The following is a 14,719-nucleotide window of genomic DNA, read 5'->3' as shown; positions in this document are numbered from 1 at the left end:
AGACCAGCTTGCGACGGTCTGCTCTCCAGGCTCCATAACCGTTAAATGATCTTTCTGTGAAAGCTTTCTGCGCAAATCTTCAGATAGTTTCCGTTCCCGCTGCCTCTGTTCGTTCGTTGCGGCGTCTTCAGATCACCGCACGATCACGAAGTTTTCGGGCGCTCCGAGTGTTCCAACTGAATCATATGCTCCGCCTCCAGCCAGTCCTGATCCTGCTGGCTCTCTCCGCGCGCTCGCTGCTGAAAGAGCTCATACGCCTCTTTGGATATCTCAGGTCCGAGGTCGACCTGTTTCTTCGCCAGCAGTGGCAACGCAGAGGGATCTAGGATGCGGTAAGCCAGCAGCTTGATGCGGTCTGTGAACAACGCCCAGACAATTGCATAAACCCAGACAAAGCCGGCATACTTCCAGCCTAGCGGTGTCATGAAGAGGCCGTACACGGCGATCAGCGTGGCGACGATCTGTGTGCCAAGTACTGCCATCCACAAAACCTTCGCAGGCTTGATCGTCCAGAATGGGCCTCGCGTGCGCGTCAGGAAGATTGTGAGATGTCCGGCGACAGACAGTTTCAAATACATCAAGGTCTGGGTATGTGCGCGGTCCATATGGAAGACTCGTTCGCCAAGCCAAAACAACAAGAAGGCTGAAACGACGCCAATGACGCCCAGCACGGTCGAAACGCCCAGCACTCGCCGCATGTTCCATGCCTCAGGATTGTTGCTGTAGCGAACATTGTCGTATGCGATCGAAAGAATGGCTCCGTCGTTGAGCAAGGCAATCATCACGATCATGACTGCGGTAACGGGATAGAAATTGAACCAGAGGATAGCCACCGTCATAAACAGCACCACGCGCAGCGTCTCTGCGATCCGGTACATGGAGTAACTGTTCATCCGCTGGAAGATCTTGCGACTCTCCTTAATTGCATCGATAATGACCGATAACCCTGGCGCCAGTAAGACAATGGACGCCGCGGCACGCGCCGCATCCGTTGCACCCGAGACGGCAATGCCGCAGTCCGCCTTCTTCAGCGCAGGTGCGTCGTTGACGCCGTCCCCGGTCATACCGACGATGTGACCACTCTTCTGCAGCGCCTCAATGATGAAGTACTTGTGGGCTGGAAAGACCTCCGCGAAACCATCCGCCTTTTCGATGGCCTCGGTGGTCTGCGAGCTCGGCTGCTGCTTGGTATCTCCCAGAGCATTTGCATCAACGATGTTGGTGCCCAGTCCCAGCTGCTTACTCGTCTCGCGCGCGATGGCCGCCTGGTCGCCCGTCACCATCTTGATGCTGAGGCCCATCTGCCGGGCGCTTGCGATCGTCGCCTTCGCCTGCTCACGCGGCGGGTCGAACATCGGAATCACGCCGGCAAACTGCCAGTTCCCTTCCTCATCCGCGCGACAGACGCCAAGTGAACGGAAGCCGCGGCCCGCAAATTCATTGACGGCCTTCTCTACACCAGGCTTCACCGCATCGGCATTTTTTGACATCGCAAGGATGACCTGGGGCGCTCCCTTAGACACGAAGAACTGCTTGCCGTCGCCACCCTTTACTGTTGCCTCCGTTCGCTTGTGCACAGGGTCGAAGGGCGTGAAGTGCAGAATCTGAAAGCTCTTCAGCGCGTTCGCATCCTTCACACCGCCAATCACCGCGAGGTCAATGGTGTCCTTGTCTTCAGCACGCGACGCAAGCGCCGCCCACTCGATGACCTGATCGGCAGGAATGTTATTCACCGTAAAGGGATCGCCGAGCGTCAGCTTGTTCTGTGTCAGTGTGCCGGTCTTGTCCGAACAAAGAACGTCAACGCCTGCTAACTCCTCAATTGCCGAAAGCCTTGTAACGATGGCCTGGCTCTTCGCGAGCAGACGCGCGCCGACTGCCATCGTTACAGAGAGAACCGTTGGCATCGCTACTGGAATCGACGCAACCAGCAGAACCAGACAGAACTCCAGCGTATCCAGGACGGGATTATGACGCAGCAGCGAGACCGCGAGAATGATCGCCACAAGAGCGACAGCGAGAACAATCAGGTAGTCACCAATCTTGAGGACAGCCCGCTGAAAGTGGCTGATCGTGTGCGCCTGCTGCACCAACTCCGCCGTCTTGCCGAAGTAAGTGCGCGTGCCGGTGGCATAGACCATCGCGTCGATCTCGCCCTGCCGCACAATCGAACCCGAGAAGACGGCCTCACCCGACTTGCGTGTGACGGGAAGCGATTCGCCCGTCAACGCCGATTGATCCACCTCAACCGGATCGCCGTCCAACAGCCGCGCATCCGCCGGAACAATGTCTCCAAGTCGCAAGCGAATCACATCCCCAGCGACCAGCTCATTCGCCTTTGGAGTCGCCCATTTGCCATCACGCAGAACAGTCGCGTCGTTTGCCAGTTTGGCCTTAAGGGCCGCGATCTCATTCCCCGCCTGGTGTTCTTCCCAGAACGCCACGAGCGCATTCGAGAACAGCAGCGCAAGGATGATGAAGAAATCCAACCAGTGCCGCACCACCCCCGAAAGAATAACGGCTGCCTCGATCATCCACGGAATTGGTCCCCAGAAGTAGGTCAGAAACTTCAGGAACGCATTGGTCTTCTCGACTTTGAGTGCATTGGGGCCATCCGTCGTCAGCCGCTTCGCAGCCTCGGCCTGAGTCAGACCTTTCGAAGAAGACTGGAGTCTGGCCTGTAGATCCGCCATCGGTATCGACTTTAAGTCGTCCTTCGATGTCGGATTTGCCTCGGGCTTCAAGTCTTCTTTGGCATCAGCCTTCGGCTTGCCGTTTGGGTTGGGCTTTGCATCGTCTTTTGAGCCATTCTTGGTTTGGGGTTCTTCTGTCGTCGGATTCACGATAGACACTCTCCTATTCTTAATGGCTTCAGTGAGGCTCGTTGAGTAGTCGAACTTCTCAAAGTATGGTCCCCCTCGAGCGACACACGCTGTGCCATTTTGCTCATAGAGAGAGAAGTAGCCTGTAATTGCTGAGTAATAATTCCCTGGCAAGTACTGTTCTCCCACAAATTACGCCTGGGCTCGACTTACGCTGTTTCTGCATCCAAGTAGTGAGTGCAACTTCACAGTGAGCGCGACGCGATAAGAGTATTCGCGACCGAGACCTAAGCATATGAAGGGGACAAAATGGAACTAGGGATGATTGGGTTAGGCAGGATGGGCATCAATATGGTGCGGCGTCTTCAGAAAGCCGGACACCATTGCGTCGTATACGATATCAACGCTGACGCCGTGCAAACGCTCGCAAAGGAAGGCGCAATCGGCGCGACATCTATTGAGGACTTCACTCATAAATTGAAAGAGCCGCGCGCGATTTGGATGATGGTTCCCGCCGCAGTCGTCGATTCGACCTTGAAGAGTCTTATTCCCCATCTCACAAGCGACGATGTGGTGATCGACGGCGGTAACTCCTACTATCATGACGACATCAGTCGAGCAGCCGAACTCAAGCCGAAGGGAATTCATTATGTCGATGCCGGCACCAGTGGTGGGGTATGGGGATCGGAGCGGGGCTATTGCCTGATGATCGGCGGCGATGATGATGTAGTCCAACGGCTCCAGCCTATCTTCATCGCTCTTGCTCCGGGAATCGAAGAAGCGCCGCGTACGCCCGGCCGCGAAAAGATCGGGGGAACCGCCGAGCACGGCTATCTGCATTGCGGCCCAAATGGCGCGGGGCACTTCGTGAAGATGGTTCACAACGGGATCGAGTACGGGATGATGGCCTCTTATGCAGAAGGCTTGAATATCCTCCATCATGCCAACGCCGGTAAGCAGAAAAGTACCATCGATGCTGAAACCACTCCTCTGCGCGATCCCGAGCACTATGCCTATGACCTGAACCTTGCCGACATCACCGAAGTCTGGAGGCGTGGCAGTGTTATCTCTTCCTGGCTTCTGGATCTTGCTGCTGCGTCCCTCCTCGAAAGCCCCGATCTAGCGAAGTTCGAGGGCAGAGTTTCGGACTCGGGAGAGGGACGGTGGACGCTCAAGGCGGCAATCGACGAATCCGTACCCGCCCCGGTGCTGAGTGCCGCTCTGTTCGAACGTTTTAGCTCCCGTGGCGAGGACGACTTCGCCGATAGAGTTCTATCCGCACTGCGGTATGAGTTCGGCGGTCACAAGGAAAAGAAAGCTGGAGGCGCCTGATGGCTGTTCCCCGTTCTGATGTGCTGGTACTCTTCGGCGTGACCGGTGATCTCGCACACAAAATGATCTTTCCTGCGCTCTATGCCATGGCGAAGCGAGGAGTGCTTACAGCCCCCGTCATCGGAGTTGCCTTGCCGGCCTGGAGTTTAGAGCGGCTGCACAAGCGAGTGACAGACAGCATCGAGCGATCGGGCGGCGTCGACAATAAGCGCGCGCTCAAACACCTGCTCTCGCTGTTGACCTATGTAAGTGGCGATTATGAGAACCCGGACACTTTCCGCGCCATTGGGAAGGCACTTGGCCCTGCGCAACATCCAGCCTACTATCTTGCAATCCCACCCGTGCTCTTCGGGACGGTCATCAAGAGCCTCGGCACAGCAGGTCTTGCGAAGAACGCTCGCGTCATCGTAGAGAAGCCATTCGGACGAGATCTGGCTTCCGCACGCGCACTCAATCGTATTGCGCACTCCGTGTTTCCGGAAGATTCGATCTTCCGTATCGATCACTTCCTCGGCAAGGAAGCGATCATGAACATCCTCTATTTCCGCTTTGCCAATTCTTTTCTGGAGCCTATCTGGAACCGCAATTATGTGGCCAGCGTGCAGATCACGCTGGCTGAGACGTTTGGCGTGGGTAAGCGCGGCAAGTTCTATGAAACAGCCGGGTGTTTGCGCGATGTGATCCAAAACCATCTCTTTCAGATCGTTGCGTTGCTGGCCATGGAGCCGCCCGCCACCAAAGGTTTCGGAGCCGTTCATACAGAACAAGCGAATGTCTTTCAATCCATGCGGCCGCTCACGCCGGATGACCTAGTACGAGGTCAATATGAAGGCTATCGACAAGAGACAGACGTGGCCCGGAACTCCGACGTTGAAACCTTCGCCGCGATTCGGCTCTTCATCGACTCATGGCGGTGGGAGGGTGTGCCGTGGTATCTGAGATCCGGGAAATATCTCCCGGTCACCGAAACCGAAGTGCTGGTCGAGTTGAAGCCACCGCCTCAGAAGCTCTTCGCTGACTCGGTCTCGGCGGACGGCCCCGGCAATTATCTACGGTTTCGCATCTCTCCCCGCTCAGACATTGCTCTTGCAGCACGGGTCAAACTCGCCGGGAACAGCTTCGTCGGGGTTCAGAAGGAGCTGCGTCTGCTCGAACAGCGACTAGGAGAGGAAACCCCCTACGAACGGCTTCTAGGTGATGCCATGATCGGCGATGGAGCGCTTTTTGCGCGCGAGGATGCAGTTGAGGCCGCATGGGCGACGGTGGACCCTATTCTGAAGAAGCACCATCGAGTTCGTCCCTACAAACGCCACACATGGGGACCGAGGGCCGCCGATCTGCTGATCGCCCCTGATGGTCACTGGCATAATCCAGGCCGCAAAGTGACGAAAGAATGATGCAACTGCATGAGATATCCATGACGAATGACCGTAGCTGCTTCGAGGCAAACACATGAAAGCAACTCAGAAACTTCATGAAATGGGCCAGTTGGCTCGATAACATCACCTGCGGCCTGCTTAACAGCGGCCCTGCGCCAATCCTGTTGAGCCTCCCGAACCAATTTTCCGGATGCCAGGTGTGCAGGATACGGTCGTTCTCAAGATGATGGAATTCGCGCAGGGCAACATCGACTGTTTACCTGTCGGCGGAACGTCGAAAACCAATACAAAGCTGAATATGCTCAAGCGCAACGCGGCGCAACCGAAGTTCAAGAAGCGCTAGAGTCGCGTTCACAGCAGGGCGTTCAGGGCCGCTCTGAGCTTCGTCCTGAAGAGGACCTGTCCGCCGCGTGCTGGATGGTTGATGGCTGCCTTGTTCAGGACATTCAACCCTTCGTCTCTCAGAGCCTCGACACAGACATCGTAGGTTACCGCGCCAATCAATAAAACTCCCGTTGTTTCCGCGCTGCAAAGCAACCTGACTTTTGCTTTTAGTGCAGGCAAAGCCTCTTGCATGAGCGCAACCTTCAGGGCCGTATTCGCGCCTTGAGGCATGGGTTGCTCGCAGGCGTCAATCAAATAGAAGCCGTCCGACTTGAACCTGTTGAGCAGTTCAGGTTTTCGGAGTCGTATCGTTCTGGATGGAAATCCATCCCGGCATCGCTCCCCAGAGTACCCAACTTCAGCAGGGTATAGGGTCTTCATCATCTCCAGGAAGAGGGTATCTCCCTGCCGGAGACCTGTGAAATAGAAGAACCTCTTGCTCTCGCATGCTGGCGGCGCCTCAGCGACAAATAGTATCCGCACCGCGGCGGGGTAATACTTCCTACTTGCTAGAGCAAACGAGTTAAGGTAATTCATCAAAATGTTCAAAGCCGTGTAGTTGCCAGGCTCATCTGGCAGTTAGGATAGCGATTGAGGGTTGTCTATTATTGAGGACTCGCCCCGGCAATCTTCCCAAACAAACCTGCGGCAGCGTCTAGATTCTCCTCCAACCGCCCAGCCTCATTCATTCCCAGGGCCCCCGCCAACTTTCGATTTAACTCTTCTCGAACCTCGACGCAAGCGGTCTTCACAGCCTCACCGCGTTCGGTCATCCGCACCACCTTCGCCCGCGTATCGGTTGGATCCGGAACCTGCTCCAGATATCCCTGCCGCTCCATCAGTCGAACCAGTTGGCTTATCGCCTGTTTGGTCACGCCAGCCCGCTGCGCTAGCACCGTTGACCGCGTACCGCCTTCATCCATCAGCCACAGCAGGCTCGCCGACGCAAACGGAAAATCATCGTATCCACGCAGCGCCAGCCGGGCTGTCACGGCGGCCGTATGCGCTCGTGATGCCATCATCAAGCTTCGAGCGACATTAGGCAGAACTCTCCTCATTTTTAGTAAACCTTCTTGACCAATTCCAGTCGGTATGACTAGCTTGAATCAGATAGTCAACACGCTAGACTATCTGATTAGCCGGCGCGAGCCGCTCTCGAAAGGAATCATATGCCTACGCTGCTCAACATCCAATCAAGCCCTCGTGGCCGTAGCTCAATCTCGCGTACGCTCAGCCATGACTTTGTCACAGCATGGCAAACAAAGCACTCTGACGGAAAGGTCGTTCTGCGCGACCTGGCCGAAAGCAACTTACCGTACGTCAGTACCCCATGGATTACCGGCATCTTTCCCCGAGGACAAGCACACACCGGGGATGCAACGAGCTTTGGCTGTGTCCGACGAGTTGATCGCCGAACTCCTCTCGGCGGACGAGATCCTCATCGGAACCCCCATGTACAACTTCACCGTGCCCGCCAATTTGAAGGCCTGGATCGACCTCATCGTTCGCCCTCGCGTCACCCACTCCGGTCCGCCCGAACGCAAAGGTCTGGTCACTGGGAAAACCTGCAAAATCATTATCGCCTCAGGCGGCATCTATGACGAAGGCCTGCCTGCTTCCGCATCCGACTATGAGTCTGGTTACCTCAAACGCATCCTCGCCTTTATCGGGATCACCACGGCCGCAGTTTCCTTCGGTTCAACGACCGTCGAAGAGTTGGTCGCGCAGTTTCGTCCTGCCGTCCTCGCAGCCACTCGCTAACGGCGATCATGATGGCAGTCATAACAGGTAAGTCGGTGCTCGCGGTCAGCGGAGCAAGCTCCTTCGTTTGCCGTTGACGCTTCGCGGCTGGCGGCACTCCGGCAGGAGACCGAACAAGTCAGCTTACTTGCTCGCGAACGTTTTAAAATCTCCCGAGGTGTGGTGAGAATAACGGCCTTCGGTACGTCCTTGTAATACTCGATCGACCTGGATTCATCCCGGTCAAAGGAGATGGGCGCCCAAGAGTTTTATCTCACCGCTGGCTATTCAACGCGATAGGTCATGACAGGGACCTTGGAGCTGCGGATCACATGCGCCCCAACGTTATCCGACGTCATCGAAGAGAGCCGCTCACCCCACCTGAGGGGCATCAAAATAAATGGACTGTCCAACTCAAGACTTCGTCCCAAGATGACCTCTACCGGCCTCCCACGGAGGACGGACCAGCCCAGTGAGACACCTTCTCCTCTTAGTCGAGAGGTCAACTCTCCCCAGTCCTGCTCAGTATCCCGTACGTCCCGCGGTAGATCCGATATGCCCCCAAGATCTTCGACATGTAGAAGCTCGAGTTTGGCACCGAACAACTTTGCGATCGCAATGGCCTGTTGCAGCTCGGCGTCGTTGCTGGGCAGAGAAATGGGAACCAGGATCGGCCCATTGTCTCCAATGGACGAGAGCGAGGAAGTAACACTCGGTCCATACGTCAATGCCGGACACGGGATGGCGCGGAGCAGGTTCTCCGCAGTGGACCCCAGCGTCGACCGGTCCTGAGGCCCGTAGCCATAGGCGCCGAGCAGCAGAAGGTCAACATGCTCATCGCAGCAGATATTGAACAGCGCATCCCCAACTACCCCGGCGCGAAGTATCTCCCGATTTTTTATACCGTCCGCGGTAAGAAGACTTCCAACCGTTCCGAGATCGATATGGTCGTCCGCGCTCTCCTCTCGAAAAACCTCGTCGCCCATCGATTCGATATGTGCGACGAGGATCTCCGACTTGAATTTCTTTGCCAGGAAGATCGCATCGTTCAGCGCTCTTGCCGATGCCGCGGAGGCATCGTGGGCAACCACTAATTTTCTCAGCGCGTACTCCACAGCTACCCGCATCGCTGGAACCTTGGCAGGAATCGGTCGTGCGGCCATACGTTCGCTCTCCGTTCAAGCAGAACGATATCCTCTTCTCTCGGCGTCGTGCTGTGACGCGCATCACAACGAAACCCATAGCTAATCTTTTCTCAATATCGGAGAGCATAACGCGGTTATTTGGAAAGCTCCGAATGATCGAGCCGTAATCGGAAGGAGGTTCTCTTGATCGATAGAGGACTGACGGTCTCAGCGGCGTCGACAGCCCAGATCAGCGATCCCCGATCAGCTCTCTCTGCCGGGAAGGGAGCACATTCCGTTCACAGGAACCGTGGGAGTACCACGCTTCACGAGTCAGCGGAAGACGGCTATCGCCTCGATCCGGACGGCTCAGAAGAAGTTGATAGACACCGAGATCGCCTCGACGAAATGCTGCCGCTGAACCTGCCATGTACAAAAGCCACGTGCGATAGGTGCTTTCGGATACGTGCTTCAGTACTGCAGCCGCATCCCTCTCGAGTCCATGCACCCAATGGCGCAACGTCAGCTCATAGTGCTCACGAAGATTCTCCACATCACGCACTTCAAAGCCGGCGCACTCCGCGGCCCGAATAGCCTCGGACAGCGTGACAAGCTCACTATCCGGGAAGACATGCTTATCTATAAAGGAGGCCTTTCGTGGCGGCGACCCCTGCGAACGTGCAATCCCATGATTAAGAAACACCCCGCCGGGTTTCAGTAACCGATGGGCGATCTCGAAGTATCGAGGCAGTCCCCTGAGACCTACATGCTCAAACATACCGATGCTTGCGATCTTGTCGAATCTCGTTGGGAGACTTGCCTGGTCGCGGTAATCTCGCAGCGCTACCGTACAGCTTTGCCCTAGTCTTTCCTGTTCGATCCGCTCCTTTGCAACGTTTGCCTGACAACAACTCAACGTGATGCCCAGGGCCTCTACCTGATAGTTCTCAGCCGCAAAAAGAACGAGGCTCCCCCAACCGCATCCGATATCCAAAACTGAGTTAAGTGGCTGCAAGCGCAGTTTCTGACAGACAAGGTCAAGCTTCTGAGTTTGCGCGGCATCGAGAGTATCGTCAGGGGTTCGAAAGTAGGCACAGGAGTATGCCATTGTTCTGCCGAGCCACGGCCGGAAGGATTCAAGCGGCTGATCATAATGAATAGAAATCGACGACCGGTCCCGCCCGAGAGAGTGCCGCGACCCCCGTCCGATCCATTGCCGTAGACTCAAAAACGTCCTAGCGAAGTTTTCAAGCAGTCGTTGCCGGAACGCCCGAGGGCGGTTGAAGACATGTTCCGCGAGCGAGAATGCGGCGAAGATGTCGCCTCGAATGCTTATATCGCCACGAACAAACGCTTCCCCTAAGGTAAGCTCGCTCGGCTCAATCACCAGCGCATCTAACGCTCCTGGAACTTCAAAGACCAAGGAAAACACTGGTACTTCTTGCTCGCGGAAAGACCAACTCCATCCGTTCCACACACGGATCGAAAACGGTGGGCCATCATAGCCCCGAAATAGATCGGCGAGCATCTTGGCTCTCTGCGACTCAGTAGCGCTCGACATCCTCCACATGCCTCCGTCTGAACGAAGTGCGAGCGATGAAGATTCCATCGCTCATGCATTCTAAAAACTACTTTGATCGCAGTTCAAACGCTTCTGCCGCTGAGATCAACACTGTCTCGATAGGGATCGATGCCGATGTCTTTGAAGTGAGAAGCAACGAAGCTCAGGATGAACGTTCCAAGGGGTTTCACGATTCTTTCTTACTATGTAGCGCCCGGAAGGCCTCCAGTAAAACGCGCGGCTTGTGTTGTCCCTTGTAGACAGCTGGCGGTGCTCGTTTGAGCCCGAGTAAAGAATATGCGGCCGTTTGCGCGGAGCGAACGGAGTATTCGACGGTGAAGACCACATCGTCCGGCAATTCGCAAAATTGCCCGATAAAGGCAAGGTTCTTCGATCGAGCCGGGACCACTGCCGGTCGGTCGCCCTTCGCGCGACGCAGAAATTGGCTGGTCACGAACGGCATCATGCACGGGATACAGATGCAGGTCTCAAGGATCCTGGGTGCTTCCGCCTGAATTCTCAGGTGCCCTAGAATCTCTGTCAGAATCTCCCTGCCGGTACACGTCGACATCGGCTTCTTGACGAAGTCGCCCGGCTTGTCCACCAACAGACCATAGCCCCAGAGGACCTCTACGTTCTCCGGCTGGCCGATGAAGTGAGGCTGGTGAGGCAATACGATCGATACTAACCAACTGGACTCCTGAAAGGTGATGAGTCCGCCCTCCCCGGGCACGTTTCCGGTCAGGTCCCGGATAAGGCGAAAGAAGGTTGGGTCGTGCAGGGTCGCGGTGAAGGAGACCCATTTCGATTCATCAATGTGGTCGCTAAAATTAGCGGGACGACCAAACTGCGGCTGGGTCGCGGCGATCTTCTCCCACAGCATCCAGGAACCGCCGTCCGATTTCCCTCTCAGCGGCGGAGCCGAATCCATCGAGCCTAGGCTGGACGCCTCGGTCATAGAGCCCAACGTAACCACGACGCAGTCCTTCTGACCTACCCTTATCTCATCCCGATGCCCGGCGCGTTCGAAGACGATGAGCTCGACCGCATAACCCGAAGCGTCATAACAGAGATCAAGATCGGTGACACGAGTGTCAAACTCAAACCGAACGCCACGCTCCACCAGCCATTTTTTAAGAGGACGCACCATCGAGTCGTATTGGTTGTAGACGGTTCGCATGATCCCGCCCAGGGTGTTGAAGCCCGAAACCATGTGGGTGAAGCGCAACAGATACCGCTTGAACTCAACCGCGCTGTGCCAGGGCTGGAAGGCGAACGTCGTGCACCACATGAACCAGAAATCGGTTTCAAAGAACGACGGATCGAATTGCTCTGAAATGCTAGCTCTTCCCAGCAACGCCTCCGACTTCAGACCCAGTCGCTCGATCGCCAGAATATGCCGTTCTGTCAATCCGAACCCCGGGGCCGTGACCCTGTGGCCATCGCGGAACAGTCTAGCTTTGGACGAAGTCTTCATCACCTCGTTCCATTCGAAGATCTCCTGGGTGACGGTCTTGCGCTCGTCGACGCCCGGAATCGAGGAGAACAGGTCGAAGGTGCAAAGATATTTGCTCTCGATCATGCGGCCTCCCCGCATAACATAACCCTCTTCCGGACTTCCGGCTGCGTCAAGGCTTCCGCCGGTCTTGCCCGATTCCTCCAGGATCGTGATGTCCCTGCCCAGGATGTCCCCATCACGGATGAAGAACGCGGCTGCGGCGAGCGAGGCGATGCCGCCTCCAATCAGATAAATTGCGGAACTACTGTCGGCTCGTCTTGTAGCCATGGGACTCACATCTCTCGCATGGATGGGGCAGATGATGCCTCTTAGCTGGGGCACGGAACTAGGTTCAGGCGATGCCCGAGGTGACATGACATCTGGTGTCGCTCAATGCCGGGTAATCTGTATAGCCTTTCGCGCCGCCGCCGTAAAGCGTTGTCGCGTCGGTCGAACCAAGTGGCGCATGCGCACGAAACCGTTCCACCAGGTCTGGATTTGCGATAAAGGGTCTCCCGAACGCGACCAGGTCGGCGGTTCCGGCGGCGATACTTTCGGCAGCTAGCTCAACGGTGTAACCATTGTTCGCTATATAGGTTCCATGAAATTGCTTGCGCAGAGCCGCAAAGTCGAAGCTGGGATCAAAGTCCCTGGGTCCTTCCGTCTGCCCCTCGATCACATGGAGGTAGGCCGGTTTGAGACGATCAAGAACCTCCACTACGTGGGTGAAGAGCTTCTCCGGCTGGCTGTCATGAGCATCGTTGACCGCGCTCACGGGCGCGATCCTCACACCGACCCGATCCTCCCCCGCTTCCGCGATCACTCCCTGCACGATCTCTGCAAGAAAGCGGGCACGGTTCTCAATCGACCCTCCATACTCGTCGGTCCTCATGTTTGATCCATCGCGCAGAAATTGATCGATTAAATATCCATTCGCGGCATGCACTTCAACCCCATCGAATCCCGCCCATAATGCGTTGCGAGTCGCCAGCACGTAGGCCTCCACAATCTCTGGGATCTCATTGCCTTCGAGCGCCCGGGGCTCGGAGACGTCGACATACCGCCCACCGATGAACGTCTGCGCCTTCGCGCGAAGCGCAGACGGCGCCACCGGGGCGCGGCCGCCAGGCTGCAATGACGTATGCGAAATGCGCCCGACATGCCAGAGTTGAAGAAAGATTCTGCCGCCACAGGTATGCACGGCATGTGTGAGCAACTCCCATCCTGCAATCTGCGGCCCGGTATAGATCCCAGGTGTACCCTCGTAACCCTGCCCTTCGGCGCAAATCTGCGTCGCCTCTGCGATGATGAGACCCGCCGAGACGCGTTGCGCATAATATTCCGCCATAAGAGGGGTGGGAACTCCGCCCTCCGCGGCGCGACTCCTGGTCAGTGGTGCCATGACAATCCTGTTTGGAAGATCCAGGCATCCGAGCTTGTAGTGTGAGAACAGTAGTTCCGTACTCCGCTGTGACATATCTTCTCCCCGAAACCCGACGCCTCCGATCAGGCCACACGGATCAGTTTCTTGTTCACAAATTCTCCGATACCAAGATCCGAGAGCTCCCGGCCGTAGCCGGAGTTCTTAACCCCACCGAACGGAAGATCGGGCGCGGTCCACGTCGCTCGATTGATAAAGACCATGCCTGTCTCGATCTGCCGTGCGATCCGCTTGCCGCGTTCAATGTCCTTGGTGATCACCGAACCCCCGAGCCCATAGGGAGAATCATTCGCCAGTTTGACAGCCTCTTCCTCGTTCTTGACGCGGAAGATGAGAGCCACCGGAGCGAAAAACTCCTGATAGTAAGCTGGGTTATCCGCTTTGATGTCGGTCAGAATGGTGGGCTCCAGAAAGTATCCTGGCCTGCCGAGGCGCTTTCCACCCATCATCACCCTTGCACCGCCCTGAATCGCATCTCTGATCTGCTTCTGAACAAGATTGAGAGCGCCTACCGTGCAGAGCGGTCCCATCGTCGTGTTCGCGTCCATAGGATCGCCCGGAACCAGTTTCTCCAACTCCTTCTTGAAGCGGTCCAGAAAGGTATCGGCGATCTTCTCGTCGAGGATGAACCGTTTCGCGGCGACGCAGCATTGGCCGGTGTTGTTCATGCGCCCCCACAGACCCCATTTCACTGCTGTGTCCATGTCCGCATCATCCAGCACGATAAAGGCGTCACTTCCACCAAGTTCCATGGTGCTCTTCTTGAGCGCGTTGCCAGCTTCAGATGCGACCGCTGCGCCGGCTCGCTCGCTCCCAGTCAGAGCCACTCCTTTGACGCGCTTGTCCGCAACCGCCGCTGCGGCCTGTTCGTTGGACAGAAACACATTCGTGTAGGCGCCCGCTGGAGCGCCCGCGTCGAGGAGCAGCTTTTCAAACGCCAGCGCGCATTGGGGAACATTGGGCGCATGCTTGACGACCAGCGTATTGCCCACCATCAGGTTCGGCCCAGCAACCCGCGCCAACTGGTAGTAGGGAAAGTTCCACGGCTCAATGCAGAAGATGACTCCCAGCGGCGCATTCTCGACAACGGCCTCGCCCTCATCGACCGCCAGCTTTTCGGGAACCAGGAATTTCTCGGCGTTGTCCGCATAATAGTCGAGGATATCGGCGCTCAGATCGACCTCGCCCTGCGCTTCGCGAAAGAGCTTGCCCATCTCGAGTGTGATGGGCTTTGCAAATTCGTCGCGCTTCTCGCGCATGATCGAAGCCGCCTTCTTGACGATAGCTTTACGCTCCGCCAGCGGCCTGAGACTCCAGGCGTTCTGAAAGGTCTCCCGAGCCTGCGCAAGGACTGCTTCCAGCTGTTCGTCAGTGTGCTCCGGAAACGCCTTCACGAACTCTTCGGTGTACGGATTGATTGTCTGGTAAGCCATTGAAA

Annotated in this window: 12 protein-coding genes and 1 pseudogene; 5 read left to right on the top strand and 8 right to left on the bottom strand. The window is 56.4% G+C overall.

What is annotated here, in order from left to right; translation table 11 throughout:
• Window positions 1–143 precede the first annotated feature (143 nt).
• Window positions 144–2,843, bottom strand: a complete 2,700-nt coding sequence (locus GOB94_RS15415; protein WP_182276732.1) for a plasma-membrane proton-efflux P-type ATPase — start codon at window positions 2,841–2,843, stop codon at window positions 144–146.
• Window positions 2,844–3,131: 288 nt separating this feature from the next.
• Here GOB94_RS15415 and gnd point away from each other — a divergent pair, with 288 nt between their 5' ends.
• The 3 genes from gnd (at window position 3,132) to GOB94_RS15400 (ending at window position 5,876) form a co-directional block, all read left to right on the top strand.
• Window positions 3,132–4,154 carry a phosphogluconate dehydrogenase (NAD(+)-dependent, decarboxylating) gene (gnd, locus tag GOB94_RS15410; RefSeq protein ID WP_182276731.1) on the top strand — a complete coding sequence of 341 codons (1,023 nt, stop codon included), beginning with the start codon at window positions 3,132–3,134 and terminating at the stop codon, window positions 4,152–4,154.
• Complete coding sequence (gene zwf, locus GOB94_RS15405) at window positions 4,154–5,551, top strand: glucose-6-phosphate dehydrogenase (protein ID WP_182276730.1); 1,398 nt, start codon at window positions 4,154–4,156, stop codon at window positions 5,549–5,551. Before gnd ends, zwf begins: the two co-directional genes overlap by 1 nt.
• Before the next feature lie 181 nt (window positions 5,552–5,732).
• Window positions 5,733–5,876: a hypothetical protein gene (locus tag GOB94_RS15400; protein WP_182276729.1), complete on the top strand. Its 144-nt coding sequence runs from the start codon at window positions 5,733–5,735 to the stop codon at window positions 5,874–5,876.
• 8 nt (window positions 5,877–5,884) lie between these two features.
• Here GOB94_RS15400 and GOB94_RS15395 read toward each other — a convergent pair whose 3' ends face one another.
• On the bottom strand, window positions 5,885–6,454 hold the full coding sequence (locus GOB94_RS15395; protein ID WP_182276728.1) for a hypothetical protein: 570 nt from the start codon (window positions 6,452–6,454) through the stop codon (window positions 5,885–5,887).
• A gap of 68 nt (window positions 6,455–6,522) precedes the next feature.
• Complete coding sequence (locus tag GOB94_RS15390) at window positions 6,523–6,939, bottom strand: MarR family transcriptional regulator (protein ID WP_255484047.1); 417 nt, start codon at window positions 6,937–6,939, stop codon at window positions 6,523–6,525.
• A gap of 147 nt (window positions 6,940–7,086) precedes the next feature.
• Between GOB94_RS15390 and GOB94_RS16960 the strand changes: the two are divergent.
• Window positions 7,087–7,218 (top strand): annotated as a pseudogene (locus GOB94_RS16960) (FMN-dependent NADH-azoreductase); the annotation flags it as partial.
• Window positions 7,154–7,678, top strand: coding sequence for an NAD(P)H-dependent oxidoreductase (locus GOB94_RS15385; RefSeq protein ID WP_346265627.1), 525 nt, complete (start codon window positions 7,154–7,156; stop codon window positions 7,676–7,678). The pseudogene GOB94_RS16960 and the gene GOB94_RS15385, both read left to right, overlap by 65 nt.
• A 263-nt stretch (window positions 7,679–7,941) precedes the next feature.
• Here the strand turns inward: GOB94_RS15385 and GOB94_RS15380 are convergent, their stop codons facing one another.
• The 5 genes from GOB94_RS15380 to GOB94_RS15360 form a co-directional block, all read right to left on the bottom strand.
• Window positions 7,942–8,820, bottom strand: coding sequence for a universal stress protein (locus GOB94_RS15380; protein WP_182276726.1), 879 nt, complete (start codon window positions 8,818–8,820; stop codon window positions 7,942–7,944).
• Between the two features lie 211 nt (window positions 8,821–9,031).
• Window positions 9,032–10,309, bottom strand: a complete 1,278-nt coding sequence (locus GOB94_RS15375; RefSeq protein WP_182276725.1) for a cyclopropane-fatty-acyl-phospholipid synthase family protein — start codon at window positions 10,307–10,309, stop codon at window positions 9,032–9,034.
• A gap of 220 nt (window positions 10,310–10,529) precedes the next feature.
• Window positions 10,530–12,128 (bottom strand): oleate hydratase, encoded by a 1,599-nt coding sequence (locus GOB94_RS15370; RefSeq protein WP_182276724.1) that lies wholly within the window; start codon window positions 12,126–12,128, stop codon window positions 10,530–10,532.
• A 64-nt stretch (window positions 12,129–12,192) separates the two neighbouring features.
• A complete protein-coding gene (locus GOB94_RS15365) occupies window positions 12,193–13,242 on the bottom strand; it encodes an alkene reductase (RefSeq protein ID WP_275943221.1) in 1,050 nt (349 codons plus the stop codon).
• Between the two features lie 104 nt (window positions 13,243–13,346).
• Window positions 13,347–14,714, bottom strand: coding sequence for an NAD-dependent succinate-semialdehyde dehydrogenase (locus GOB94_RS15360; protein WP_182276722.1), 1,368 nt, complete (start codon window positions 14,712–14,714; stop codon window positions 13,347–13,349).
• Between the last annotated feature and the right edge of the window lie 5 nt (window positions 14,715–14,719).

The organism is Granulicella sp. 5B5 (genome assembly GCF_014083945.1).
In the GTDB taxonomy this organism is placed as follows: Bacteria; Acidobacteriota; Terriglobia; order Terriglobales; family Acidobacteriaceae; genus Granulicella.
The sequence above is the reverse complement of the archived record's forward strand: the minus strand, read 5'-3'. Positions and strand labels throughout refer to the sequence as shown.

Bases quoted from the DNA above. Each gene is read 5' to 3' on its own strand.
- GOB94_RS15395 (WP_182276728.1), bottom strand. From the start codon at position 6,454: ATGAATTACCTTAACTCGTTTGCTCTAGCAAGTAGGAAGTATTACCCC.
- GOB94_RS15375 (WP_182276725.1), bottom strand. From the start codon at position 10,309: ATGCTCGCCGATCTATTTCGGGGCTATGATGGCCCACCGTTTTCGATC.
- GOB94_RS15380 (WP_182276726.1), bottom strand. From the start codon at position 8,820: ATGGCCGCACGACCGATTCCTGCCAAGGTTCCAGCGATGCGGGTAGCT.
- GOB94_RS15360 (WP_182276722.1), bottom strand. From the start codon at position 14,714: ATGGCTTACCAGACAATCAATCCGTACACCGAAGAGTTCGTGAAGGCG.
- zwf (WP_182276730.1), top strand. From the start codon at position 4,154: ATGGCTGTTCCCCGTTCTGATGTGCTGGTACTCTTCGGCGTGACCGGT.
- GOB94_RS15390 (WP_255484047.1), bottom strand. From the start codon at position 6,939: ATGATGGCATCACGAGCGCATACGGCCGCCGTGACAGCCCGGCTGGCG.
- gnd (WP_182276731.1), top strand. From the start codon at position 3,132: ATGGAACTAGGGATGATTGGGTTAGGCAGGATGGGCATCAATATGGTG.
- GOB94_RS15370 (WP_182276724.1), bottom strand. From the start codon at position 12,128: ATGGCTACAAGACGAGCCGACAGTAGTTCCGCAATTTATCTGATTGGA.
- GOB94_RS15385 (WP_346265627.1), top strand. From the start codon at position 7,154: ATGACTTTGTCACAGCATGGCAAACAAAGCACTCTGACGGAAAGGTCG.
- GOB94_RS15365 (WP_275943221.1), bottom strand. From the start codon at position 13,242: ATGGCACCACTGACCAGGAGTCGCGCCGCGGAGGGCGGAGTTCCCACC.